This window comes from Pseudomonas cavernae (assembly GCF_003595175.1).
In the GTDB taxonomy this organism is placed as follows: domain Bacteria; phylum Pseudomonadota; class Gammaproteobacteria; order Pseudomonadales; family Pseudomonadaceae; genus Aquipseudomonas; species Aquipseudomonas cavernae.
In genome coordinates this window covers 1,684,710-1,707,276 of the sequence record NZ_CP032419.1, presented here as the reverse complement: position 1 = coordinate 1,707,276, position 22,567 = coordinate 1,684,710, and the positions used below count along the sequence as shown (strand labels likewise).

Sequence of the window (22,567 nt, the reverse complement as noted above, 5' to 3'; positions counted from 1 at the left end):
TCGACGCCGCGACTGCTGCGCTCGATCACCTCGACCAAGCTGCCGGCCGTGCCATTGAGCGAAGCGACACCGCTGCCGATGCGCCCGACCAGACCACGCAAACTGCCGAGCATGCTGCGCACTGTGCCCAGCAATTGCCCCAACTCGTCGCGCCGCCCTGCCGCCGTCTGCGCATCCCTGAGGTCCCCCGCCGCCACCCGCTGCGCCAAGGCGACCGCCTGGCGCAGCGGCTGCAGGATCAAGTGACGGATCAGCAGGCTGGCACCGATCCCCAGGCCCAGCGCCAGCAGGGTAATCAGCCCGAGCTGACGATTGGCCGTGCGGCTATCGGCGCTGATCGCCTGTTGCTGCTGCTGATCGGCGCGGGCCAGCAGATCGCTGACCCGCCGGCTTTCGGTGTTCATCGCCGCACTGCTAGCGGCGCTCTGCGCGCGGCTCTCGGCAAACTCCTCGAACGCCTTGCGATAGTCGGCCAATGCGCTGCGCGCCCCCTGCAACGACTCCTGTTCCTGACTGCCCAGATTGAGTGTCAGGGTCTCCATGGCGGCGAGCACGTCGCTGATGCTCATCTCCCAGTCGTTGCGGTAGCGCTCCTCGCCATCCAGCGAGTAGTACAGCTCGCTGTCGCGCAGCTTGGCCAGCTTGTCGCGCAGGGCGGCGCTCTGTTCGAGCTGGATCATCTGCTCACTGCTCGGCGCGCTGCCCTGTTCCAGTTGGGCATTTAGCGCATCCAGCTGATCGAGGAACACCAGGGTGAAGCTGTCGCCCGCCGCCTGCGCCAGGGCCTGCATGCGCAGGCGCGCCTCGCGGGCGCGACGCAGCGAGTCGGCATACCCCAGGAACTGCTCGAGGTACGCGCTGGCGGCGCTGCGCATGGCGGCGCGATCGGCTCGCTCGCCGTCGAGTTGCCGAGTGAGCGCATCGATGGTTTCGCGCACTTGGGCCTGCGCCGGCGGCGCCAGACCCAGGGCAAACTCCTTTTCGGCGATGCGGGCTTGCAGGATCAGCGCCTGGATCGACGCCTCCACGCGCAGCTGCTCGCTGCGCTGCTGCAATACGCCAAGGGAATGAAAGGCGGTGGCCGCCACCCCCAGGGTGAACAGCAGCACCAGGCCGAAGCCCAGCGACAACTTGGCGCCGACTGACAGATTACCCAGCACGCGACTCAGTAGCGACACTCCAACCTCCTCACTCAGCATGGCGCGAACGCCGCACGGGGCGGCGACAGCATCGTTCAATGCCCGCCGGGCTCAAACCGCCGGGTCGAGTACCGCGCGCAGCAGGGCTTGCGCCTCGCTGGTCACGCCCTTGCTGATCATCTTCGCCGGCAGGCTGGAATGATCGAGGAACAGGTCGCGCAAGCGGTTCAGCGGCGCCGGCACACCGTGGTACAGGCGGCCGAGGAAACGGGCGAAAGCGGTGGTCTGATTGGTGTAATCGACGCGTTGCGCGTCATAGCGCTGCAGGCCGGCCTGCAAGGCCGACAGGTCGCTGAGGTCGCACCCAGCCAGGTACTTGGCGAGGAAGAAACCATCCTCGATGGCCATGCCTGCGCCGTAGGCGGCATAGGGCGAGGTCGGGTGGGCGGCGTCGCCGAGCAACGTGGCGCGCCCGCGCGACCACTCTTTGAGCGGCTCGCGGTACTTCACCACCCAGCGGAACAGGTTGTGCGCGGTATCGGTGGCGTCGAGGATCTGCGGCACCGGGTAGGTGAAATGCTGGATCCGCTCGCGCACATAGGTGGCAGGATCGGCCGGCTCGATCTGATTCTCCGCACACTTCTCGACGAACCACCACTCGAAGCAGTCCTTGCCCTGGAAGCGCAGCGGCGCGTACCCCATCTGATAAGCATGGTCATGGTGAATGACGATCTTCTTGCGCTCGGGGCCGTCCAACTCGCACCAGCCCAGCCACACGGCGATGCCCAGGTGCTTGAGCTCGGAGGCTCCCCATAGCTGCTCGCGGACCTTGGACTGGATGCCATCGGCACCGATCACCAGGTCGCACTCGTACTGCTGACCTTCGGCGAAATGCACGATGCTGGCGCCGTTCGCTTCGGCGTAATGGCTGAAGGTGTGGTGAGTGGCAATCATCTCCGCGGGCGCCGCAGCCAGCAGGCGCTCGTACAGCTCGGAGCGCATCATCCCAGACTGCCAGCCGCTGACACCGGCCTGGCGCATCAAGTCCATGTCGATATCGAAATTGACCCGCACCCGGCCATCGTAGCGGCGGAACTCAGGTACGCCGGCAGCGAAGATGTCGTCCACCTGCACGCCGAGGCTGCGCAGGATAACGATGCCGGTGGCATTGAGGATGATCGCCCCACCCAGTGGACGCAGCTCGGGATTGCGCTCGAAGACTTTCACGGAGAAACCAGCGCGGTGCAGGGCCACGCCAGCGGCGATGCCGCCCGGGCCGGCGCCGATGATGGCCACGCGTTTGCCTTTGACGCCGAAGCTGGCCGGCTTGTGGGTGGCCGTTGCGAAGGTGGAGTCGCTCATCTACAGATACCTTTTGCGAGTTCTTGTTATTCGCACCCTCCCCGTGGGGCACACCAGGTGCGCTGCGAGGCCAACCTTAATCACTCGGTCAATGGCCGCGCCAATCGCATCCTTCGCTATCAGGTATCTCCAAGCGCGATGCCAGGTATCTGGATTTGTTGCTTGAACTGTGAACACCCACGTTCTTCTGCTCATGGCTACGAAAACGGATTTTGTACAAATGACGCTCAGGGGAGGCAACAGGTCTTGCTCCTGGCCGTTCGAAGCCACCTCCACCAAGTTGCTGGTCCGAGCCACATCTGAGTCAACCGATCATTGTCCGTATATGGGTTTCCGACCGGTTGTAATCGGCCAGGAGCAAGCATTGGCGTCGTTTCAGGTCAGGACTTGACGGTAAAGTCCGCCAGTTCAAATTCCGCTCCCCAACCAAAAGTTGATCCAACCGGGACGAGCGATGTGGGGGGCATCCGGGAACAGATTTTTCAGCTCGAGGCCCCAGCGGGGCGTTGGGGTCGGTCTCGAAGCTGGTGGCGGGGATGGTTGGCGCAAGCTGCCCCGAATATCTCGTCGCGCGGCACCTGCACCAGCCGGTGAAAATACCGAGCAACGTTTTCTCGGAGCGTCATGGGGCGCCCCTGTCGGATGCCTCGCGCCCAGCCACGATAGTCTCAGTCTCAGTCTCAGTCTCGGTCTCGGTTCACCGCTATCAACGGTCTCGGTTTCGGTGCGCGACCACTGACGGTTTCGGTTCGCGGCTATGGCAATTGGGCCCGATAGCTCAAGGCTTCTTCGGTTTCGCCAGGGTGCTTCGTATGAATTTCTCGAAGGCGTAGTTGTCACCCTCGCCGTAGAGCTCGAGAAACAGCCGCTGTCGCATTCGTCGTTTGGTGCGCTGCACCTGCCTGATTACCTGGAACAGCCACGGAGCGGGATCCCCGCATACCCGCAGAATATCCAAGAGAGTGGGCCAGTCCACTTCGCGCTCGGGCATGACAAAGACAGCAGCGCCAGCCAGATCAGCAGCAATCTCCTCCCATGGTGGTTCCAGGCTGATTCCCCAGCCATCCGGAAGCGCCTGAGGAATAGCAGTATCGGTGGGCGCCCAAAGGAAATAGGCCCACTGGGCTGGATAGCGCGAACGTCCTCCCTTCCCCTCATGCTCGAACGCCGCGCACAGCTGGATAACGGCGGCGCACCAGCAGCCCGGCCGCCACTCATCCAATCGTTTGAGTAAAGGGTTCGAGCCTGGCTCGGCCCTTCCCATGGCTAGGAGGCCAAACGCTTCAGGTCGGCGACAGTTCGCGCCAACTCGTCGGCGAGCGAACCGGGCAAGTGAGCCTGGAAAGCCCCTGCCAGCTGTTCGTAGTACCACAAGGTTCCGGCCTGACCCGCCTTGAAACGGGAGAACATCGCAGGGCCGTGGGTGTACAGGTCACTCACAATCGCCCGGGCGTTGTGCAGTTTGTCGCAACCGGACACCAGCAGTACCTCAACAGGGGCCTCGGCCAGGTGTGCGAGATAGTTCTGCTTGCGGATTTGCCAGTCCCCCTTCTCGCCCTGTTCATCCGGCACGCCATCGGTGCAGGCAAGTACGATGCGAACGACCCTCTCGCCGAACTGCTCTCGAATCACCGCTTCGGCGTATGCGCCGGCGTCCTCGATTGCGTCATGTAGCAGTGCGGCAATGGTCTGCTCTTCATCACCACTGTGTTCCATCACCAGGCTCGCGACGCCCAGCAGGTGAGAAAGGTAGGGAATGCCCGTAGCCTTTCGGGTCTGCTCGCCTTGTAGCGTTATTGCCAGCTCCACAGCTTCAGCAATGCGGTTCGAGGGGAGAAAGTTCGGGCTCATCAGCCACTCCTTGATCAGTAATATGTGCTGCGGAGCTTCAGCGATGCAGGAATAGTCGCGCATTCAGTTGATCGCGCCCCGGTCATTGGCCTCTTGCCCAGGTAATCAAGTCGCCAGAGCCTTTAAGAGTTCGACTTTGTTGGCAGCCAGTTCCCAGTTCATAGTGCTTCGCCTGGCTGAGCATGGAATTGAAGTGGAGGGAATTTAAGCCAGAAGTATGCTGCTTTTCGCGAGCTTTAAGCCCCCTCAGGTGAGATCACGTCTATTTCCCCCGACACTCGTGCTAATCAACTCCAGTCAGCCCCGCGCCACACCGACTCCAACAAGCAAGGCTGACCTCGCGCAGATTGTCTAGGGTGGCCACGACTAAAAGTAATCATCGCTGTAATCCTCAGGCTGTTCAGCGGCAGCGACTGGCGCAGATGCCGTTGCTCCGACCAAATCACGGACGCACTCCTTTGCGCCAATTGCGCCGGTCACGTTCGGCGCAGCGCTGGTCATGTTCGGCGCATCAGCGCAAGCCTTCCGAGGCGCTGCGCCAGTGCGCTGGGGGGTGTATGGGGGGTGGCGCGGCGCACTTTCCGCGCGCACGGCTAGCGCAGACTCAAACGGATTGGAGGCCTCTGCTGACAGCTCGACCAGCTCCAGACGCTCGCGCGTCTTCCGGTGCGGCGTCTTGAATTCGATGCGCCGAATACGACCGTTACGGAGCAACGCAGTGAGTGCACGCGCCGCACGCTGCCCCCCAATCCTGCCCCGAAAGGTCTTGGCGTACTCAGGCAGTGGCTCCAACGCCTTCATGGCTGAATGTGCGCCAGCGGATAGACTGCCCGGTACAAGGATTCCTGCTTCGTGCGCGGCCTTCATTGCGCGGATAATCTCAGCGTGGTCAAAGTTCTCAGAGTTCAGCCCGCCACTCTGTACGCCAGATTCGGGGACAGGTACCCCGTCTACGAACGTCAAAGCCAGCGGTTCGGCACGCGCGCTCAGGTTGGCTTTCTCGTGCATCAGTAGAATTCGCCCATCTTGCTCCAGTAAAGCCAGACGCGACCGGGCACTGTTATGCCATGCCGTACTACCGCTATAACTATTGCCACGCGCCCCATCCTTCGCGGCGCTCTTGTCGATATGCGCCAGCAGAGCAACAGCAGCATCGTATTTGCGTGCAATGGCAGCCAAGCCGCGCACAAAAGCTCGCACCGTGCGACGGCTGTTCTCGTTGGCGTCGAACGCGTCGGAAGCATTGTCGATAACGATCAGCCCTGCTCCCTCGGATTGACTCGTCAGCTCGCGAAAAGCCGGGGTAAAGATCGCTGGAGCGCTAAAGCTTTCGCCCTCGGTCATCAGGGCAGCGAAAGCTAGTGTTCCGTCCAGCAAGCGCATATTGGCAAGCACACGTTCTGCGGGTAGCTGGTACGCCTCGATAATATGACGCAGGCGAAGACGCACAATGCTGGCCTCATCTTCCAGACTGACGAATAGTACGGGCGACTGCTCGACTTCCAGGTCAGCAAACGGCAGGCCGCAGGCGACATGCGCGCCAATAGCCAACGCAAGGCTCGATTTACCAACCCCACCGTGCCCACCAAACAGGGTTACATGGCGGCGCGGCATCCACGGTTTGATGGCGTGACGCACTGGTTCAAGGCTGGCGCTCATAACGTCATCGAGAGGAACTTCGACCAACGCCGGGCGGGCCGATTGCTTGGCATCTCGCGGGTCAGTTCCCCCGGGCGGAGCTTCCTGCTGGGCGTCCTTCGGCTCAGGCACGGTACGCGGGTAGTTTGTGCCCGCATCAAAGGCGCTTTCTAGGGTTCGTAGCACTTCGGATTGCCCCAGGCCGGCAAACTGAGCGGCGGCCAGCAAGCCATCACGCGCCGAGGCCTCGGGAAGCTCTCCACCGGCCACCAACTGCGCAATGCCGAAGGCTTCGCGGTTAAGCGTGTCGTTACGGGTGCCGTCTTTGGCCCTGGCAACGGCATCGCAGGCACTTTCCAGCGCAGCCACGGCATATCGCTGAGCTTCGGCCGCCAGTTGCGCCTGCGTCCTCTCCTGGGTATTCGGTGCTGCTGGCACGTAGCGGTCAGCCAGCTCCTGGGCGTACCGCTTGCCCGTGACCTCCATCAACCGGACAGGCTGCGGGTCACCCTTGCAATGCAGGAAGCCGGGCAGGCGCATCACGCGCGGCAGGTCGCATACCTTGGGGTCACTTCCCCAGTGCCGAGCAATGCTCTGCTGTCGCGCCTTGAAGTCGCCAGGTGGCAGGCTCTCGACCAACCAATAGGCGTGCAACTTGCCGGCACTTGACTCGACGATAATCGAAGGCGGCAAGGAATCTGTGCGCAGGCGCTCAAGGGTGCCCGGTACAGGGTTGTCGAAGTCGGCAAACAGAGCGCGCACGCGACAGACATTTGAAGTCTTGCGGCCTTGCCCATCCGTTTCGTTGATGGTGACAAAAACCCCGGCGCCACGTGCATTCATCTTAGCCAGCCAGGGTGCGCACTGCTCAAGGGTGCCGTGTCGCGTAGCGGCCAGCTCAGGGCGCTTGGCAGGGCTATCGTCGAAGGTCTGGAAAGCCCATACGCTTGCGGTTGAATCCAGAGCAGCGAGGAAACGAGTGGCCTCGGTCAGCGTTACCTGGTTAACACTAGGCACGGCAGAACACCCCGCTGCATGCCAGGGTTGTTTAATCATCATGGTTAGACTCCCTGCTTGGCCAGGAAAGCTTCGATGGCTTCAGTTGGCCAGCGGACCGAACGACCGAAGCGGATCGGCGCAGGAAAGCCAGGTGCTTTCGACCAGCGCCACCAAGTGGTGCGGGAAATTTGAAGTCGATTGCAGAGCTGTTCAGATGTGGCGAAGGCACCAGGAATGGGCAGGTTCGAAGAGGTGTCACTGTTGCGAGTGGCTTTGGAGGTCATGAGTGATTCTTCCTAATGGCATCGATTTGCACGAAAAACCTCGCCCCTCAGAGCGGGTAGTGGACTGGCTGCACCAGATGCCGGCACTCTAACCATGCGTTGCAATAGCGCTGTGTGGCTACGACGAGTTAAAAGCTAATTTCCCTTTGTTTCTACATGTATATCAATCACTTACGACAGATCCGTCGATCAAGTGGCACATGTCCTTTTGACGAGGGGTTTTATAACGTCTCGAACGTAGCTACGACTCAGCGGCACTACGTTATCGGGCAACTCCCTGGCTATACCAGCGGCAGCAACCTGTCGAACAGCTACCCCGCAAAACAATGAACTCTGCACGCGCCTCGTGCCGTCCAAGCAGCTACCGTTAGCCCTTCCGCTTAGACAACAGCACGATATTCCCGGCCTCAATAGTCTTGCCAGCTTTCAGCCTGTCCAGGTAACGGCCCCACTGCTCAAGCGCGGCTTCCAGCCGCGCCGATGACCATGTCTACTACGGCAACAGCGTGACCAAGGGGGGAGAGGACAACCGCGCCTTCAGAAGCCTGTTCTCCTACAGCGTTTCCGGCCACAGCCTCGGCGCCGCCTACCAGGCGCTCATCGGAGATAGCGACTACCCGTTCCTCAATCGCGGTGATAGCGAAGGCTCCGGCATGTCAGCTGGGTGCTGATGCCTTCTACAGCGGTGTGTTTCGAGGTTCTAGTTGAGCATCGAGAAAAGCGGGGACTGAAGTGGGGACCTAACGATCAATCCTGCAGAGATACGCAAACAATAATTTGCTAAGGCATTGATCTATATGGCGTCCCAGAGTGGGTTCGAACCACCAACCTTCCCCTTAGGAGGGGGATGCTCTATCCAATTGAGCTACTGGGACATTCATCCGCCGCAAAGGTTATTGCGACAACATGACCGGGCGGCATGTTAGCGATCACAACGACTTTTGTCATGCCATCGCCATCGCGCTTGACCATACTCGATACCACTCAACAGGAGCGCCGCCATGCCCCAAGCCGATCCAGCCAGCAACCTGCCCGATTCGCCTTTCGCCAGCTTCAGCGTACGCGCGGCCTGCGCCGCCGATGCGCCCGGGCTAGCCAAATTGTTGCAACAGCTTGGCGCCAATGACCCCTGCCCCGATACCCCCCTTCTGGCCCTGCGTCTCGCCGAGCTGCCGGCCTCTCGTGAGGTACTGGTGGCGGAGCGTCAGGGACACTTGCTCGGCACCTGCACCCTCAACCTGATCGAGCACCTTGCCCACGATTTCGCCCGCTCGGCCGTGCTCGAAGACATGGTGGTGGACCATCAGCAGCGCGGTCTGGGTATCGGCCAGGCGTTGATCGAGAAAGCCGCCGAGCGGGCTCGTGCCTGGGGGTGTTACAAGCTGGCGCTGTCCACGCATCAGGACCGCGCCGATGCCCACCAGTTCTACCGGGCGATGGGCTTTCAGCCCCACGGCATCAGCCTGGCGTTGACGTTGCCCTGACCGGGGACTCGAGTAGCGTGAGCAAACGCTCGACGCTCTGCGAGAGCGGGCCGGAATTGTCCAGCTGGATGGGCCCCGGCTCTTCGGCCTGGGTCACCTGGAACAAATCATTGCGCGCAGCCGTGCCTCGATTTCAGCTGACGTTTCCCGCCCACGCGCCAGCAGGCGGTGACGTAGCACGGCCCTGTTGACCGTCAGCAGAATGGCCAGCAAATCTGGATAGCACCGCCGCACCTCGTCCAGATAAGCCCGGGAGCCGTTGACCAATACATCTTGCCCGGCTGCCAACCATTCGTTGATCTGCAGCGGAATCCCATACGCTAAACCATTGGCCCGCCAGCTCAGCGCGAACGCGCCCTGCCGCTCGAGATCGGCAAACTCCCGGGGACTGACCGCCAGAGCCTCCTCACCAGCTGCCGCGGCCGAACGCGTAATCACCCTGCGCGCGATCAGGCAACCTCGTGCCAGTAACAGCTCGCGCGCTGCCAGCAGCAGACTGTCCTTACCTGCGCCCGAAGGCCCCATCAGATAAATCAACCTGCCGCTCATCGACCCCACCTAGCAAACTGTGCCTGTTGCACAGCATGAGCCCACCTTCCCTTTCTCCAAGATCCCGCCAGGCTGCAGCAGGCGCTCAGAGACCGCTCTAGAGTGCATTTCCCGAAGGCCATCTATGCTCAATTTGACCGTTTGCTCAATAGCACGCATTTCAGACAATTGTTACTGGCAAAAAGCCTTCAATCAGTTCAAACTCTGTCATGTAATTGGCGTCAAATAAATGAATGCCTATAGACGACAAATTGCAATGCTGGTTGAACGGTTAGCGCGAAAGGTTGTCGAACCGGTGACAATCATGCAGCTTAATGCCAGCATCGTTCCCTTGAACTAACCGGTTTAATGTATGCGCCCTATGAAACAGGCTAGCTATTCCAGCCGCACGGCTGACAAATTTGTGGTCCGCCTACCCGATGGCATGCGCGAGCGTATTGCCGATGTGGCCCGCAATCATCATCGCAGCATGAACTCCGAAATCATCGCCCGCCTGGAGCAAAGCATGCTGCAGGAGGGGGCCCTGGACGATGATCTGAGCATGCGCCTGGATCGTCCGGAACTGTCCCTGCATGAGCGCGAATTGCTGCAGCGTTTCCGCCAACTGTCGCGTCGCCAGCAGAACGCACTGGTCGCACTGATCGCCCATGATGTGGAAATGAACGCCGAAGAAGCCTGAAAACTTCTCGAACAGAAAGCCGGCAATGAGCCGGCTTTTTGATTGCATAAAAAGCCGCCCGCAGGCGGCTTTTTTGTTGTTCAGAGCAAAAACACCGTGGCCAAGCCCAGGAAGATGAAGAAACCGCCACTGTCGGTCATCGCCGTGATCATCACGCTCGAGCCCATGGCCGGATCTCGCCCCATGCGCAGCAGAGTCATCGGGATCAACACTCCCATCATGGCCGATAGCAGCAAATTCAGGATCATCGCACCGGTCATGACCACACCCAGCGACCAGTTGCCATATAGCCAATAGGCCACCCCACCGATTACCCCACCCCAAATCAGACCATTGATCAGCGATACACCCAGCTCTTTGCGCAGCAGTCGCGCAGTATTGCTGGTGCTTACTTGATCCAAAGCCATGGCGCGCACAATCATGGTGATGGTTTGGTTTCCTGAGTTGCCTCCAATCCCCGCCACGATCGGCATCAGCGCCGCCAATGCCACCAGCTTCTCGATCGAGCCCTCGAACAGACCAATCACCCGCGAAGCGATGAAGGCCGTAATCAGATTGATCGCCAACCACGACCAGCGGTTGCGTACCGATTTCCACACCGAGGCGAAGATATCTTCCTCCTCGCGCAGACCGGCCATGTTCAGCACTTCGTTTTCGCTTTCCTCGCGGATCAGGTCGACCATCTCATCGATGGTCAGACGACCGATCAGCTTGCCGCTCTTGTCCACCACCGGCGCGGAAATCAAGTCGTAGCGCTCGAACGCCTGAGCCGCATCGTAGGCGTCCTCATCGGGCTGGAAGCTCACCGGATCACTGGCCATCACTTCCAACACGTCTTTGTCCGGATCGTTGACCAGCAGACGCTTGATCGGCAGCACACCCTTGAGGATGCCGTCGTAATCGACCACGAACAGCTTATCAGTATGCCCCGGCAGCTCCTTCAGACGGCGCAGGTAGCGCAACACCACTTCGAGACTGACATCCTCGCGAATGGTAACCATCTCGAAGTCCATCAGCGCGCCAACCTCGTCCTCCTCGTAGGACAGTGCCGAACGCACGCGCTCGCGCTGCTGGGCGTCGAGCGACTCCATCAACTCATGGACCACATCACGCGGCAACTCTGGCGCCAGGTCGGCCAACTCGTCCGCATCCATCTCCTTGGCTGCGGCCAGAATCTCGTGATCGTCCATGTCGGCGATCAGGGTTTCACGCACCGCATCGGAAACTTCGAGGAGAATGTCGCCGTCGCGCTCGGCTTTGACCATCTGCCAAACGGTCAGGCGGTCATTCAGCGGCAAGGCTTCGAGAATATGGGCGATGTCGGCGGTGTGCAGTTCATCGAGCTTGCGCTGCAGCTCGGCGAGATTCTGCCGGTGGACCAGATTTTCCACCCGCTCATGATGCAGGCCTTCCTGACGGTGGGTCAGGTCTTCGACCAGCTTGTGCCGATGCAGCAGGTCAACGACCTGGGCTAGGCGATCCTGCAGACTTTCTTGCGGCTTTTTGGCTTCAACTTCAGTCATGGCGCGCTCCACCCCAACGGCGGCGCACACCAGAGGGGTCAATCAGTCAGTACGTGATTGGACAATCGAAGATTTAAGTAACTACTGGGTAAGTCCATGGTGGTGCCCAACAAGCCCCGACGGGGCTGACGAGGGAAATGATAACACTGCCCCGGCCGTTGTACGTGGCGAAATCTTGGCAAGAACAAGCATTTGCGTGGTAAAGCTCAGCCTCTCTGAATCTTCTAGCTGCGACGCCGGTCGCAATCTACAAGACACCTCCTCGCACTCGGGAAAGCACTCGCTAAGCTTGCCGACGATCGTCATGGAGGACGTCATTTTGATTGGACAATCACGCACAGTATTTTGCGCAACCCTGCTCTGCGCATCCCTCATAACCCCCACCCTGCCCACCCTGGCTGCGACTGTGTTTCGCTGCGAAGACGCCAACGGCAAGATCACCTACACCCTGCAAGGCTGCCCAACCGATCAATCACTGCAACTGCAGGACGCCCACAACCCCACTCCCGGCAGCGGCACACCCACGCCTTTGGCACAGGTAGCCAAGAGCAGTCGCACTGGAAAAGCGGCAAAGACGGGGCGAAACGGAGAGCTAGTGGTGGTCGCGGAACATCAGGACGGCTGCGGCAATCGCGTTACCGGCAGCACCAGGCGCCAGGCGATGATTCGCAAGGAAGTACGCGCGGGCATGACACGCACCGACGTCGAAAGCACACTCGGCAAACCCGACAAGGTCAGCAGCCAGAACGGGCAACTACGCTACCAATACGGCGGCAAACAAGGCCGCAGCCAACAGGTCAGCTTCGACGAAAACGGTTGCGTACGTGGAAAACGCTAAAACGCCGAAAACAAAAAAGGGCCTGCATTTCTGCAGGCCCTTTCGGTATGGCGCACTCAGGAGGATTCGAACCTCCGACCGCTCGGTTCGTAGCCGAGTACTCTATCCAGCTGAGCTATGAGTGCGTATGGCGCTTGGTAAACCAGATCACCACTGGTTGAAACACATCGATTTTTATCACTAAAAATCAACTTGTATATGGCGCACTCAGGAGGATTCGAACCTCCGACCGCTCGGTTCGTAGCCGAGTACTCTATCCAGCTGAGCTATGAGTGCGCTGAGCGTGCGCATTATAGAGATCTTTTCGTGGCATTCAAGTTAAATCCGATTACTTTCAATAACTTATCGGACTCTAAAAACACCAGACTCTGCAATGCAAATATGGCGGAGAAGGGGGGATTCGAACCCCCGACACCCTTTTGAGGTGTACTCCCTTAGCAGGGGAGCGCCTTCGGCCACTCGGCCACCTCTCCGCAACACGGGGCGCATGATAACCATGTTTTCCCCGTTTGCAAAGCCAAAAATTTGAGAAAAATTAGTGGTTTGGTTCTTGGTCTTTCTCTTTTTGGATGCGCTGGTAAATCTCTTCGCGGTGCACGGCTACCTCCTTCGGAGCGTTGACCCCGATGCGCACCTGATTACCTTTCACGCCCAACACGGTGACCGTGACATCGTCACCCACCATCAGGGTCTCTCCGACCCGGCGAGTCAGAATCAGCATTCCTTTCTCCTCAGGGATAACAGTTCAGGACAACAAACAGTCTGCAAAAATAAGATGGTGACGGCCGTCACGTTTCTCAAGTAGCCACGACCTTCACCCCAGTATTGACTAGTGTGAGCAGAAAGAAAGTTCCACCCCTACGGCCAAAATGACGAAAGGCGCGGAGTGAGCGCGCCTTTCGGATTACCAGCCTTACTCGCCCTGACGAGCGGGAGCATCCAACTCGAAGGCTGTGTGCAAGGCGCGCACCGCCAACTCGAGATACTTCTCCTCGATCACCACGGAAACCTTGATTTCGGAGGTGGAAATCATCTGGATATTGATGGTTTCCTTGGCCAGCGCCTCGAACATCCGGCTGGCTACGCCTGCGTGGGAGCGCATACCGACACCAACGATGGATACCTTGGCGATGTTTTCGTCGCCAATGACCTCACGCGCCGAAATTTCGCGAGCGGTCTGCTCCAGTACTTGCAGCGCATTCTTGTAGTCGTTGCGATGCACGGTGAAGGTGAAGTCGGTGGTGTTATCGTGCGCAACATTCTGCACGATCATGTCCACCTCGATGTTCGCGGCACTGATCGGCCCGAGGATCTTGAAGGCCACGCCGGGAGTGTCCGGCACGCCACGGATGGTCAGCTTGGCTTCGTCGCGGTTGAAGGCGATGCCGGAGATGATCGGCTGTTCCATGGATTCCTCTTCATCAATGGTAATGAGGGTGCCCGGCCCCTCTTGGAAGCTGTGCAGCACGCGCAGCGGGACGTTGTATTTGCCGGCGAACTCCACCGAGCGGATCTGCAGCACCTTGGAGCCGAGGCTGGCCATTTCCAGCATTTCCTCGAAGGTGATCTTGTCCAGGCGCTGGGCCTTGGGCACCACACGCGGGTCGGTAGTGTAGACGCCGTCGACGTCGGTATAGATCTGGCATTCATCGGCCTTCAGCGCCGCCGCCAGGGCCACGCCGGTGGTATCCGAGCCGCCGCGACCGAGGGTGGTGATGTTGCCGTGCTCGTCGACGCCCTGAAAACCGGCCACCACCACGACACGACCGGCCTTGAGGTCGGCACGCAGCTTCTGGTCGTCGATCTGCAGGATACGCGCCTTGTTGTGCGCGCTGTCGGTGAGAATGCGCACCTGGTTGCCGGTGTAGGACACCGCCGGCACACCGCGCTTGATCAGCGCCATGGCCAGCAAGGCGATGGTCACCTGCTCGCCGGTGGAAACCATCACGTCCAGCTCGCGCGGCACCGGCTGATCGCTGATCTGTGTGGCCAGCCCGATCAAGCGGTTGGTCTCGCCGCTCATGGCGGAGACGACGACGACGATGTCGTCACCGCCTTCGCGGAATTTTTTCACCTTCTCGGCCACCTGCTCGATACGCTCGACGGTGCCGACGGAGGTGCCCCCAAATTTCTGTACGATCAAAGCCATTTCAAAGCCGCCTCAGCCCGTGAAGGGCGCCCATTAAACAGTTAACGCTTCAGGCTGCCAAGGCCCACCGGGCGTGCGGCAGGCCTGGGCACCTGGCTTACAGCCCTTGTTCGGCGAAGGGCACGGCCAGCGCCAGCGCAGCATCCACGGCAGCAGCATCGGTACCGCCGCCCTGGGCCATGTCCGGACGACCGCCACCCTTGCCGCCAACCGCCGCAGCGGCCTGCTTCATCAGCTCGCCGGCTTTCAGCTGACCGGTCAGGTCCTGGGTGACGCCGGCGACCAGCACGACCTTGTCGTCCTGCACGCCGCCGAGCAGGATCACCGCGCGGCCGAGCTTGTTCTTCAGCTGATCGACCAATGCCATCAGCGCTTTGCCGTCCAGGCCGTCGAGGCGCGCGGCCAGGACTTTCGCGCCCTTGACCTCCACCGCCGCGCCGGCCAGATCATCGCCCGCGGCGCTGGCGGCCTTGGCCTTCAGTTGTTCCAGCTCTTTTTCCAACTGGCGGTTGCGCTCCAGCACGGCGGAGAGCTTGTCCAGCAGGTTGTCGCGGCTGCCCTTGACCAGCACCGCCGCCTCTTTCAGCTGTTCTTCCGCATTATTCAGGTAGGCCAGCGCTGCGGCGCCGGTCACCGCTTCGATGCGTCGCACGCCGGCGGCCACGCCACCTTCGCTGGTGATCTTGAGCAGCGCGATGTCGCCGGTGCGGGAAACGTGGGTACCGCCACACAGCTCGACGGAAAAATCGCCGCCCATGCTCAACACGCGCACCTGATCGCCGTACTTCTCGCCGAACAGCGCCATGGCGCCTTTCTTCTTGGCACTCTCGATGTCGGTCTCTTCGGTCTCCACAATGCTGTTCTTGCGGATCTCGGCGTTGACGATGTCTTCCAGCGCCTTCAGCTGCTCGGGCTTGATCGCCTCGAAGTGGCTGAAGTCGAAGCGCAGGCGCTGGCTGTCGACCAGCGAGCCCTTCTGCTGCACATGCTCGCCGAGCACTTGGCGCAGCGCGGCGTGCAGCAGGTGGGTGGCAGAGTGATTGAGCGCGGTAGCCTGACGCACCGAGGCGTCAACCTCGGCCTTCAGCTCGGCGCCGACGCTCAGGCTGCCCTCGGCGACCACGCCGTGGTGCAGATAGGCACCACCGGCCTTAGTGGTGTCGCGCACGTCGAAGCGCACGCCGGCGCCCTCCAGATAACCGCAGTCGCCGACCTGGCCGCCAGATTCGGCGTAGAACGGCGTCTGGTCGAGCACCACCACGCCCTCCTCGCCTTCATTCAGGGTGTCGACGGCCTGGCCGTCGGCGAACAGGGCAATGATTCGCCCGCTGCCGCTGGTGCCTTCGTAGCCGAGGAAGCGGGTTTCGCCCTCGACCTTGACCAGGCTGTTGTAGTCCAGACCGAAGGCGCTGGCAGAACGTGCACGCTCGCGCTGCGCCGCCATTTCGCGCTCGAAGCCGGACTCGTCGAGGGTCAGGCCGCGCTCGCGGGCGATGTCGCCGGTCAGGTCGTAGGGGAAGCCATAGGTGTCGTACAGCTTGAACACCGTCTCGCCGGGGATCATCTTGCCCTTTAGGCCGACCAGATCCTGCTCGAGGATCTTCAGGCCCTGCTCCAGGGTCTTGGCGAACTGCTCTTCCTCGGTCTTCAGCACGCGCTCGATATGCGCCTGCTGCTGCTTCAGCTCAGTGAAGGCTTCGCCCATCTCGGCGACCAGGGCGGCGACGATCTTGTGGAAGAAGGCGCCCTTGGCCCCCAGCTTGTTACCGTGACGGCAGGCGCGGCGGATGATGCGGCGCAGCACATAGCCACGGCCTTCGTTGGACGGAGTGACGCCGTCGGCAATCAGGAAACCGCAGGAGCGGATGTGATCGGCCACTACCTTCAGCGAAGCCTGGGCCTCGTTGGCGCAGCCGATGGCCGTGGCGGAGGCGTCGAGCAGGCTCTGGAACAGGTCGATCTCGTAGTTCGAGTTGACGTGCTGGAGCACGGCGCTGATGCGCTCGAGACCCATGCCGGTGTCCACGCTCGGTGCCGGCAGCGGGTGCAGCACACCGTCCGCGGTGCGGTTGAACTGCATGAACACGTTGTTCCAGATCTCGATGTAGCGGTCGCCGTCTTCTTCCGGCGAGCCGGGTGGGCCGCCCCAGATGTGCTCGCCGTGGTCGAAGAAGATCTCGGTGCACGGGCCGCACGGGCCGGTATCGCCCATGGCCCAGAAGTTATCGGAAGCGTACGGCGCGCCCTTGTTGTCGCCGATGCGGATCATGCGCTCGGCCGGCACGCCGACTTCCTTGTTCCAGATCTCATAAGCCTCGTCGTCCGTGGCGTAGACGGTGACCCACAGCTTTTCTTTCGGCAGACTCAGCCACTTGTCCGAAGTGAGAAATTCCCAGGCGTAGTGGATGGCATCGCGCTTGAAGTAGTCGCCGAAGCTGAAGTTGCCCAGCATTTCGAAGAAGGTGTGGTGACGGGCGGTGTAGCCGACGTTTTCCAGGTCGTTGTGCTTGCCGCCGGCGCGTACGCATTTCTGGCTGGTGGTGGCGCGGGTGTAGGCGCGCTTTTCCAGGCCGAGGAAGCAGTCCTTGAACTGGTTCATCCCGGCGTTGGTGAACAGCAGGGTCGGATCGTTGCCCGGGATCAGCGAGCTGGAGGCTACGCGGGTGTGCCCCTTCTCTTCGAAGAAGCGGAGGAAGGCTTCACGGATTTCAGCGCTTTTCATAGATTCTTCCACGGAAACTGCGGCCACGGATCGCCGGCAAAGGGCCGCATTATATCGGCCTTGCGCAGCGTAGACAGCCTGTTTGCAGGGAAAAAGGGCTAGAAAGCGTCTATTGATCGCCCTGCACCGGCGGGGAACCCAGCAAAGCCGGGATTTAGTGGCGAGCGCCGGCGGACGCTAAGTTGCAGTCCAGCCCAGCCTAAGCCGCCGGCAGGCTGCCCGGCACGATCAGAATGGCGGCGCGCAGGCCGTTCTTGACCTTGGGATTGGGGAAGATGATCCGCGCATCCGCTTCCTCGACTATCCAGCGGGTGCCGGCGATGTCCTCGGCCAGCAGGTAACCCTGCGGCAGTTCGCTGAAGTTTTCGATATCGGCGGGCAGGTGCAGACGAAACTCGTCGCTGCGCTTGATCACCTCACGCGCCACCGCGAACAGCTGCAGGCCATCCAAGGCTGCGTCCACTTCCGGCTCTTCGCCACTGATCAGGCTGCGCAGACGGCTTTCCAGCAGGTCGAGGTTGACCCCCTGGTTCTGCCCGAACGGCCGCGCCTTGCCCAGCTCCAGGGTAAAGGCCTCGGCGCCGAGCTTGGCGTAGGTGTAGGAACTGAAGGTGATCGAACCCTTATTCTGCAGCAGCACCGCCTCGATCCCGGCGGCGCGCAGGCGGGCCAGTTCGCGAGCCGAATGGGTGCGCCCCTCGGCCCAGGGGTAAAGGGCGAACTGCTCAATCTTCGAGCCGCGAATCGCGGTGTGCAGATCGTAATGCAGGCGTGTGCGTTCGGGTTTGCTGAAGAAGGTCGCGGCCAGGCGCTCCAGTTCGGCGGCGCGCAAGGCTTCGAAACCGCTGGTTTGCTCGTGCTTGCCGTTGAACAGCCGATTGATGTCCTGCTCCATGTAGCGTTCGCCACGGCGCATGGCTTCGGGATTGCCGAGCAGGAAGAGAATGCGCGTCTGCGGCTTCAACTCGCCGCGGGCAATGCCTTGCACCAGCCGCTCAAGCAGCTCGATCGGCGCCGTTTCGTTGCCATGGATGCCGGCCGACAACAACAGGTCCAGGCCGCTGTCGGCGGTGGCCGGCGGCGTCACTTCCAGAGCACCCTCGGCCAGCCAGCGCAACCGCGCGCCCTCGCTGGTGAGCTGAATTTTCGCGGCCGGCTCATGGCCGGCCAGGGTCAGTTCAAGCAGCTTGCCGAGGGCTAACATCGCGCTACCTCAATGGTCGTGATTGCAATCCGGACCATGCTCATGGTCGTCGTCACCGGCGTCGGCCGGCTCCATTTCCAGCTGCAGGCTAACCAGATTGGTCGCCAGCGGGCGCAGCAGCAGGTTGGCGTATTCGGTGTCGCCTTCTTCGACGTCGACGCCGATGATCAGCTGGCCGCGGCCATCCTGCTGAATCCATACCTCTTTGCCCTGCCACATGACGGCAAAGCGGGTGCAGGAAGTTTCCAGCTGGGTGCCGTCGGTGTCTTCGAGGATCAGTTGCAGGGCATCGGACATGGTAGGGGTACTCTCAATTGAGTTGGAAAGGGTAAACCGAGCCCAGTTTAAGGATCTGGGTCAGCTCGTCCAATGCCGTACGGCATTCAATCAGCAGTTGCGGGTCGCCCAGATCGCTCTCGCTGAGGCGGTCGCGGTAATGCTTGTCGACCCACTGATTGAGGCGGTCGTGCAGCGTCTGGGTCATGATCACGCCGGGATTGACCGCCGCCAGCTCATGATCCTTGAGCGCCACGCGCAGGCGCAGGCAGGCCGGGCCGCCGCCGTTTTGCATGCTCTGCTTGAGGTCGAAGACCTTGACCTCGCGGATCGGCCCGTCGTCGGCGGTCAGTTGCGACAGGTAGGCCCAGACCCGCTCGTTGTTGCGGCACTCTTCCGGCACGATCAGCAGCATCGAGCCGTCGGCGCGCGACAGCAGCTGGCTGTTGAACAGGTAGGAACCTACCGCATCCTCGACGCTGACCGCCGCGCGCGGCACGCACAGGGCGCGGAAATGGCCGCCACGCTGACTCAACTTGGTATGCAGTTCGGCCAGCACGTGCTCGGTATTGAGGAAGGCATCCTCGTGGTGGAACAGCACCTCGCCGTTGCCGACCGCGATCACATCGTTGTGGAACACGCCCTGGTCGATCACCGCCGGGTTCTGCTGGGCGTAGACCACGCCCTCCTCGCCCAGGCCGTGCAGACGGGCGACCGCCTGGCAGGCTTCCAGGGTCTGCCGCGCGGGATAGCGCTGCGGCGCCGGGAAGCGGCTGTCGAAGGCGCTGCGACCGAAGACGAAGAACTCCACGCCGGCCTCACCGTAGCCCTTGCAGAAGCGCGTGTGGTTGGCCGCGCCCTCGTCGCCGAACTGGCTCACCGCCGGCAGCGCGGCGTGATGGGCGAAGTGCTGCTCGCTGGCGAACATGGCGCCGAGCACGCGGCTGGTGGTCGGGTGTTCGATGCTGCGGTGGAACTTGCAGTTGAGGTTGGCGGCGGTGAAATGCACGCGGCCATCCGCGGTGTCGGCGCTGGGGCTGACGGTGCAGGCGTTCGCCGTCCACATGCTGGAGGCCGAGCTGCAGGCCGCCAGCAGCGGTGCAGCTTCCTTGGCGGCCCGCTCGATCACCTGCGCGTCGGTGCCGGAGAAGCCCAGGCTGCGCAGCGCGATGACATCCGGGCGCTCCTGCGGAGCGAGCACGCCCTGCTTGAAGCCCATGTCCATCAGCGCCTTCATCTTCGCCAGCCCCTGCTTGGCCGCTTCCTTGGGGTTGGAGGCCACCTGGCTGTTGGACTGCGAGGCGACGTTGCCGTAGGACAGGCCACCGTAGTTGTGAGTTGGCCCGACCAGACCGTCGAAATTCACTTCATAGGCTTTCACAGGCTAACTCCCGGAGTCAGGGTGGCAGGCAGGCTGAGACTATCGCTTTCCAGCGAGGCAACCGGATAGGCGCAATAGTCCGCCGCGTAATAGGCGCTGGCGCGGTGGTTGCCGGAGGCGCCGACGCCACCGAACGGCGCCGAACTGGCGGCACCGGTCAGCTGCTTGTTCCAGTTGACGATGCCGGCGCGGCTTTCCAGCCAGAACTGCTGGTAGCGGTCGCGCGAATCCGACAACAGGCCGGCGGCCAGGCCGTACTGGGTGTTGTTGGCCTCGGCGATGGCATCGGCGAAGTCGGCGTAGCGGATCACCTGCAGCAGCGGGCCGAAGAATTCCTCGTCCGGGCGCTCGGCGACGCTGGTTACATCGAGGATGCCCGGGGTCAGCAGCGCGGCATTGGCCAGCGGCTGAGTCATTTCCAGCAGCGGCGTGGCGCCCTGGACGATCAACTTGCGCTGGGCCTGGAGCAGGTGCTCGGCGGCCGCCAGGGAAATCACCGAGCCCATGAACGGCGCCGGCTGCTCGTCGAAGGCACCGACCTTGATGCTCGCGCTGACCGCCACCAGGCGCGCCAGCAGGGCATCGCCCCAGGCACCCTGCGGCACCAGCAGGCGCCGCGCACAGGTACAGCGCTGGCCGGCGGAGATGAACGCCGATTGGATGATGGTGTAGACCGCCGCATCGACATCCTGCAACCGGTCGACGATCAGCGGGTTGTTGCCGCCCATTTCCAGCGCCAGGATCTTGTCCGGGCGGCCGGCGAACTGGCTGTGCAGCAGGTTGCCGGTGCGGCTCGAGCCGGTGAAGAACAGGCCGTCGATACCCGGATTGCCGGCCAGGGCCACGCCGGTCTCGCGCGCACCCTGCACCAGGTTGAGCACGCCGGCCGGCAGACCGGCTTCGATCCAGCATTTCACCGTCAACTCGGCGACCTTGGGCGTCAACTCGCTGGGCTTGAAGATCACCGCATTGCCGGCCAGCAGCGCCGGCACGATATGCCCGTTGGGCAGATGGCCGGGGAAGTTGTAGGGGCCGAACACCGCCACCACGCCGTGCGGCTTGTGGCGCAGCACGGCGGTGGCGTCGGCCAGCGGGCCACTCTTCTCGCCGGTGCGCTCGCGATAGCTCTGCACCGAGATGGCAACCTTGTTGACCATGCTGGTCACTTCGGTGGCGGCTTCCCACAGAGGCTTACCGGTTTCCTCGCCGATGGCCCGCGCCAACTCGTCGGCGTGCGCCTTGAGGCTGGCGGCGAACTGCTCGAGCACGAGGACGCGCTCGTCCAACCTACGCTTGGCCCAAGCCGGGAAAGCCACGCGAGCGGCCTCGACGGCGGTCTCGACCTGCGCCGCGCTGGCGCCCCGACCGCTCCAGACCACGGCCTGGGTGACCGGATTCAGCGATTCCAGGGCCTCGCCCTGCCCCGCCACCCAGTTACCGGCGATGTAATGGCTGCTCATTTACATACTCTCCTTGGCCGACAGCGCGACGGCGCGCACCCGATCACCGGCGCGCAGTTGCAGACGTTTGGCGACCTGGGCGTCGACCACCAGGGTGCCGGCCGCCATGCGGGCCGGCGCCGCGGCGATGCGACAGTCTTCGCGTTTGCGGTTGTGGATCAGAACGGTGGGGGCGTCGTCGCCGGGGGTGCCGACCGCCAGGATCAGGGTCTGGCTGTCGCGCACGGCGCGGATCTTGTCAGTTTCCACTTCGATGGCCGGGCCGGCGTCGAAGATGTCGACATAGCCCTGGTAGCTGAAACCCTCGCCCTTGAGCATCGCCAGCGCCGGCTCGGTGTCCGGGTGCACGCGGCCGATGGTGTTGCGCGCCTCCTCCGAGAGGAAACAGGTGTACAGCGGGAACTTCGGCATCAGTTCGGCGATGAACGCCTTGTTGCCGACCCCGGTGAGGTAGTCGGCCTGGGAAAATTCCATCTTGAAGAAGTGCCGGCCGAGGCTCTCCCAGAATGGCGAGCGGCCGTTGGCATCGGACATGCCGCGCATCTCGGCGATCACCTTGTCGCCGAACAGCTGGCGGAACTCGGCGATGAACAGCATGCGCGCCTTCGACAGCAGACGGCCGTTGAGGCCGCTGCGGTGATCGCCATGCAGGAACAGCGAACACAGCTCGGAATTGCCGGTGAGGTCGTTGGCGAGGAACAGGGTGGGAACCTCGCGGTGGATCTTCAGCTCCTGCGAGGCGCTGACCACCAGGCCGACCCGGTAGTTGTACCAGGGCTCGCGCAGGCCGACGGCGCCGGCCACCGCGGAGATCCCGACGACCTTGCCGTCGTCGTCTTCCAGCACGAACAGGTAATCGGCGTCGGCGCGCTCGACCTCGCCGCGGAAGGTCTTTTCCGCCCAGCCGACACGGTGCGCGAGGCGCTCCTCGTTGGCCGGCAGGGTGGTCAGACCGGCGCCGGTGCTGCGGGCCAGTTCGAGCAGGGCCGGCAAATCGGCGCTACGCACGGGACGAACGATCATAGATCC

The 22,567-nt window shown here is 62.1% G+C and carries 17 protein-coding genes, 4 tRNA genes and 4 pseudogenes; 4 read left to right on the top strand and 21 right to left on the bottom strand.

The features are described from left to right. Positions 1-155: 155 nt before the first annotated feature. From D3880_RS23330 to D3880_RS07940, 7 genes and pseudogenes are all read right to left on the bottom strand, one after another. Positions 156-404 (bottom strand): annotated as a pseudogene (locus D3880_RS23330) (methyl-accepting chemotaxis protein); the annotation flags it as partial. Positions 405-1,250: 846 nt separating this feature from the next. Next, complete coding sequence (locus D3880_RS07965) at positions 1,251-2,501, bottom strand: FAD-dependent oxidoreductase (RefSeq protein WP_119892935.1); 1,251 nt, start codon at positions 2,499-2,501, stop codon at positions 1,251-1,253. Between the two features lie 426 nt (positions 2,502-2,927). After that, positions 2,928-3,045, bottom strand: a pseudogene (locus tag D3880_RS23045) (hydrolase); the annotation flags it as partial. A 234-nt stretch (positions 3,046-3,279) separates the two neighbouring features. Then, positions 3,280-3,765 carry a hypothetical protein gene (locus D3880_RS07955; RefSeq protein ID WP_119892934.1) on the bottom strand — a complete coding sequence of 162 codons (486 nt, stop codon included), beginning with the start codon at positions 3,763-3,765 and terminating at the stop codon, positions 3,280-3,282. A gap of 2 nt (positions 3,766-3,767) precedes the next feature. Continuing rightward, positions 3,768-4,415 carry an HD domain-containing protein gene (locus D3880_RS07950; RefSeq protein WP_218567603.1) on the bottom strand — a complete coding sequence of 216 codons (648 nt, stop codon included), beginning with the start codon at positions 4,413-4,415 and terminating at the stop codon, positions 3,768-3,770. Positions 4,416-4,718: 303 nt separating this feature from the next. Then, the gene (locus D3880_RS07945; RefSeq protein ID WP_119892933.1) at positions 4,719-7,049 is read right to left on the bottom strand and encodes an AAA family ATPase; all 2,331 of its coding nucleotides are present in this window, start codon (positions 7,047-7,049) and stop codon (positions 4,719-4,721) included. Between the two features lie 2 nt (positions 7,050-7,051). Continuing rightward, positions 7,052-7,273 carry a helix-turn-helix transcriptional regulator gene (locus D3880_RS07940; protein ID WP_119892932.1) on the bottom strand — a complete coding sequence of 74 codons (222 nt, stop codon included), beginning with the start codon at positions 7,271-7,273 and terminating at the stop codon, positions 7,052-7,054. A gap of 467 nt (positions 7,274-7,740) precedes the next feature. On the opposite strand from D3880_RS07940, the pseudogene D3880_RS07935 reads away from it, so the two are divergent. Beyond that, positions 7,741-7,923: pseudogene (locus D3880_RS07935) on the top strand (OprD family outer membrane porin); the annotation flags it as partial. Between the two features lie 148 nt (positions 7,924-8,071). On the opposite strand, the gene D3880_RS07930 reads toward D3880_RS07935, so the two are convergent. Then, positions 8,072-8,148: transfer RNA gene (locus tag D3880_RS07930), tRNA-Arg, on the bottom strand. 126 nt (positions 8,149-8,274) lie between these two features. Here D3880_RS07930 and D3880_RS07925 point away from each other — a divergent pair. Continuing rightward, positions 8,275-8,757, top strand: coding sequence for a GNAT family N-acetyltransferase (locus D3880_RS07925; RefSeq protein ID WP_119892930.1), 483 nt, complete (start codon positions 8,275-8,277; stop codon positions 8,755-8,757). On the opposite strand, the pseudogene phnN reads toward D3880_RS07925, so the two are convergent. Beyond that, a pseudogene (gene phnN, locus D3880_RS07920) lies at positions 8,732-9,306 on the bottom strand (phosphonate metabolism protein/1,5-bisphosphokinase (PRPP-forming) PhnN). The gene D3880_RS07925 and the pseudogene phnN sit on opposite strands and share 26 nt — an antisense overlap. 352 nt (positions 9,307-9,658) lie before the next feature. Here phnN and D3880_RS07915 point away from each other — a divergent pair. Continuing rightward, the gene (locus tag D3880_RS07915) at positions 9,659-9,985 is read left to right on the top strand and encodes an Arc family DNA-binding protein (RefSeq protein WP_119892929.1); all 327 of its coding nucleotides are present in this window, start codon (positions 9,659-9,661) and stop codon (positions 9,983-9,985) included. Positions 9,986-10,065: 80 nt separating this feature from the next. Here D3880_RS07915 and mgtE read toward each other — a convergent pair whose 3' ends face one another. Next, a complete protein-coding gene (mgtE, locus tag D3880_RS07910) occupies positions 10,066-11,508 on the bottom strand; it encodes a magnesium transporter (RefSeq protein WP_119892928.1) in 1,443 nt (480 codons plus the stop codon). A 304-nt stretch (positions 11,509-11,812) separates the two neighbouring features. On the opposite strand from mgtE, the gene D3880_RS07905 reads away from it, so the two are divergent. Beyond that, positions 11,813-12,346, top strand: a complete 534-nt coding sequence (locus tag D3880_RS07905; RefSeq protein WP_119892927.1) for a DUF4124 domain-containing protein — start codon at positions 11,813-11,815, stop codon at positions 12,344-12,346. A 48-nt stretch (positions 12,347-12,394) separates the two neighbouring features. On the opposite strand, the gene D3880_RS07900 is transcribed toward D3880_RS07905, so the two are convergent. The 11 genes from D3880_RS07900 to astA all read right to left on the bottom strand — a co-directional run bounded on the left by D3880_RS07900 (position 12,395) and on the right by astA (position 22,561). Further along, positions 12,395-12,471 (bottom strand) — tRNA-Arg (locus D3880_RS07900). A gap of 74 nt (positions 12,472-12,545) precedes the next feature. Then, a tRNA-Arg gene (locus tag D3880_RS07895) sits at positions 12,546-12,622 on the bottom strand. Positions 12,623-12,728: 106 nt separating this feature from the next. Further along, positions 12,729-12,819, bottom strand: a tRNA-Ser gene (locus D3880_RS07890). 62 nt (positions 12,820-12,881) lie between these two features. After that, positions 12,882-13,067 carry a carbon storage regulator CsrA gene (gene csrA, locus D3880_RS07885; RefSeq protein WP_003085981.1) on the bottom strand — a complete coding sequence of 62 codons (186 nt, stop codon included), beginning with the start codon at positions 13,065-13,067 and terminating at the stop codon, positions 12,882-12,884. 192 nt (positions 13,068-13,259) lie between these two features. After that, on the bottom strand, positions 13,260-14,495 hold the full coding sequence (locus tag D3880_RS07880) for an aspartate kinase (protein ID WP_119892926.1): 1,236 nt from the start codon (positions 14,493-14,495) through the stop codon (positions 13,260-13,262). A gap of 97 nt (positions 14,496-14,592) precedes the next feature. Next, positions 14,593-17,217: an alanine--tRNA ligase gene (alaS, locus tag D3880_RS07875; RefSeq protein WP_119892925.1), complete on the bottom strand. Its 2,625-nt coding sequence runs from the start codon at positions 17,215-17,217 to the stop codon at positions 14,593-14,595. A 199-nt stretch (positions 17,218-17,416) separates the two neighbouring features. Beyond that, positions 17,417-18,421, bottom strand: a complete 1,005-nt coding sequence (astE, locus tag D3880_RS07870; protein ID WP_119892924.1) for a succinylglutamate desuccinylase — start codon at positions 18,419-18,421, stop codon at positions 17,417-17,419. Positions 18,422-18,430: 9 nt separating this feature from the next. Beyond that, the gene (locus D3880_RS07865; protein WP_119892923.1) at positions 18,431-18,718 is read right to left on the bottom strand and encodes a topoisomerase II; all 288 of its coding nucleotides are present in this window, start codon (positions 18,716-18,718) and stop codon (positions 18,431-18,433) included. Between the two features lie 13 nt (positions 18,719-18,731). Further along, on the bottom strand, positions 18,732-20,078 hold the full coding sequence (astB, locus tag D3880_RS07860; RefSeq protein WP_119892922.1) for an N-succinylarginine dihydrolase: 1,347 nt from the start codon (positions 20,076-20,078) through the stop codon (positions 18,732-18,734). Then, positions 20,075-21,538, bottom strand: coding sequence for a succinylglutamate-semialdehyde dehydrogenase (gene astD, locus D3880_RS07855; RefSeq protein ID WP_119892921.1), 1,464 nt, complete (start codon positions 21,536-21,538; stop codon positions 20,075-20,077). The genes astB and astD overlap by 4 nt, the downstream gene beginning before the upstream one ends. Further along, positions 21,539-22,561 (bottom strand): arginine N-succinyltransferase, encoded by a 1,023-nt coding sequence (astA, locus tag D3880_RS07850; protein WP_119892920.1) that lies wholly within the window; start codon positions 22,559-22,561, stop codon positions 21,539-21,541. Positions 22,562-22,567: the final 6 nt, after the last annotated feature.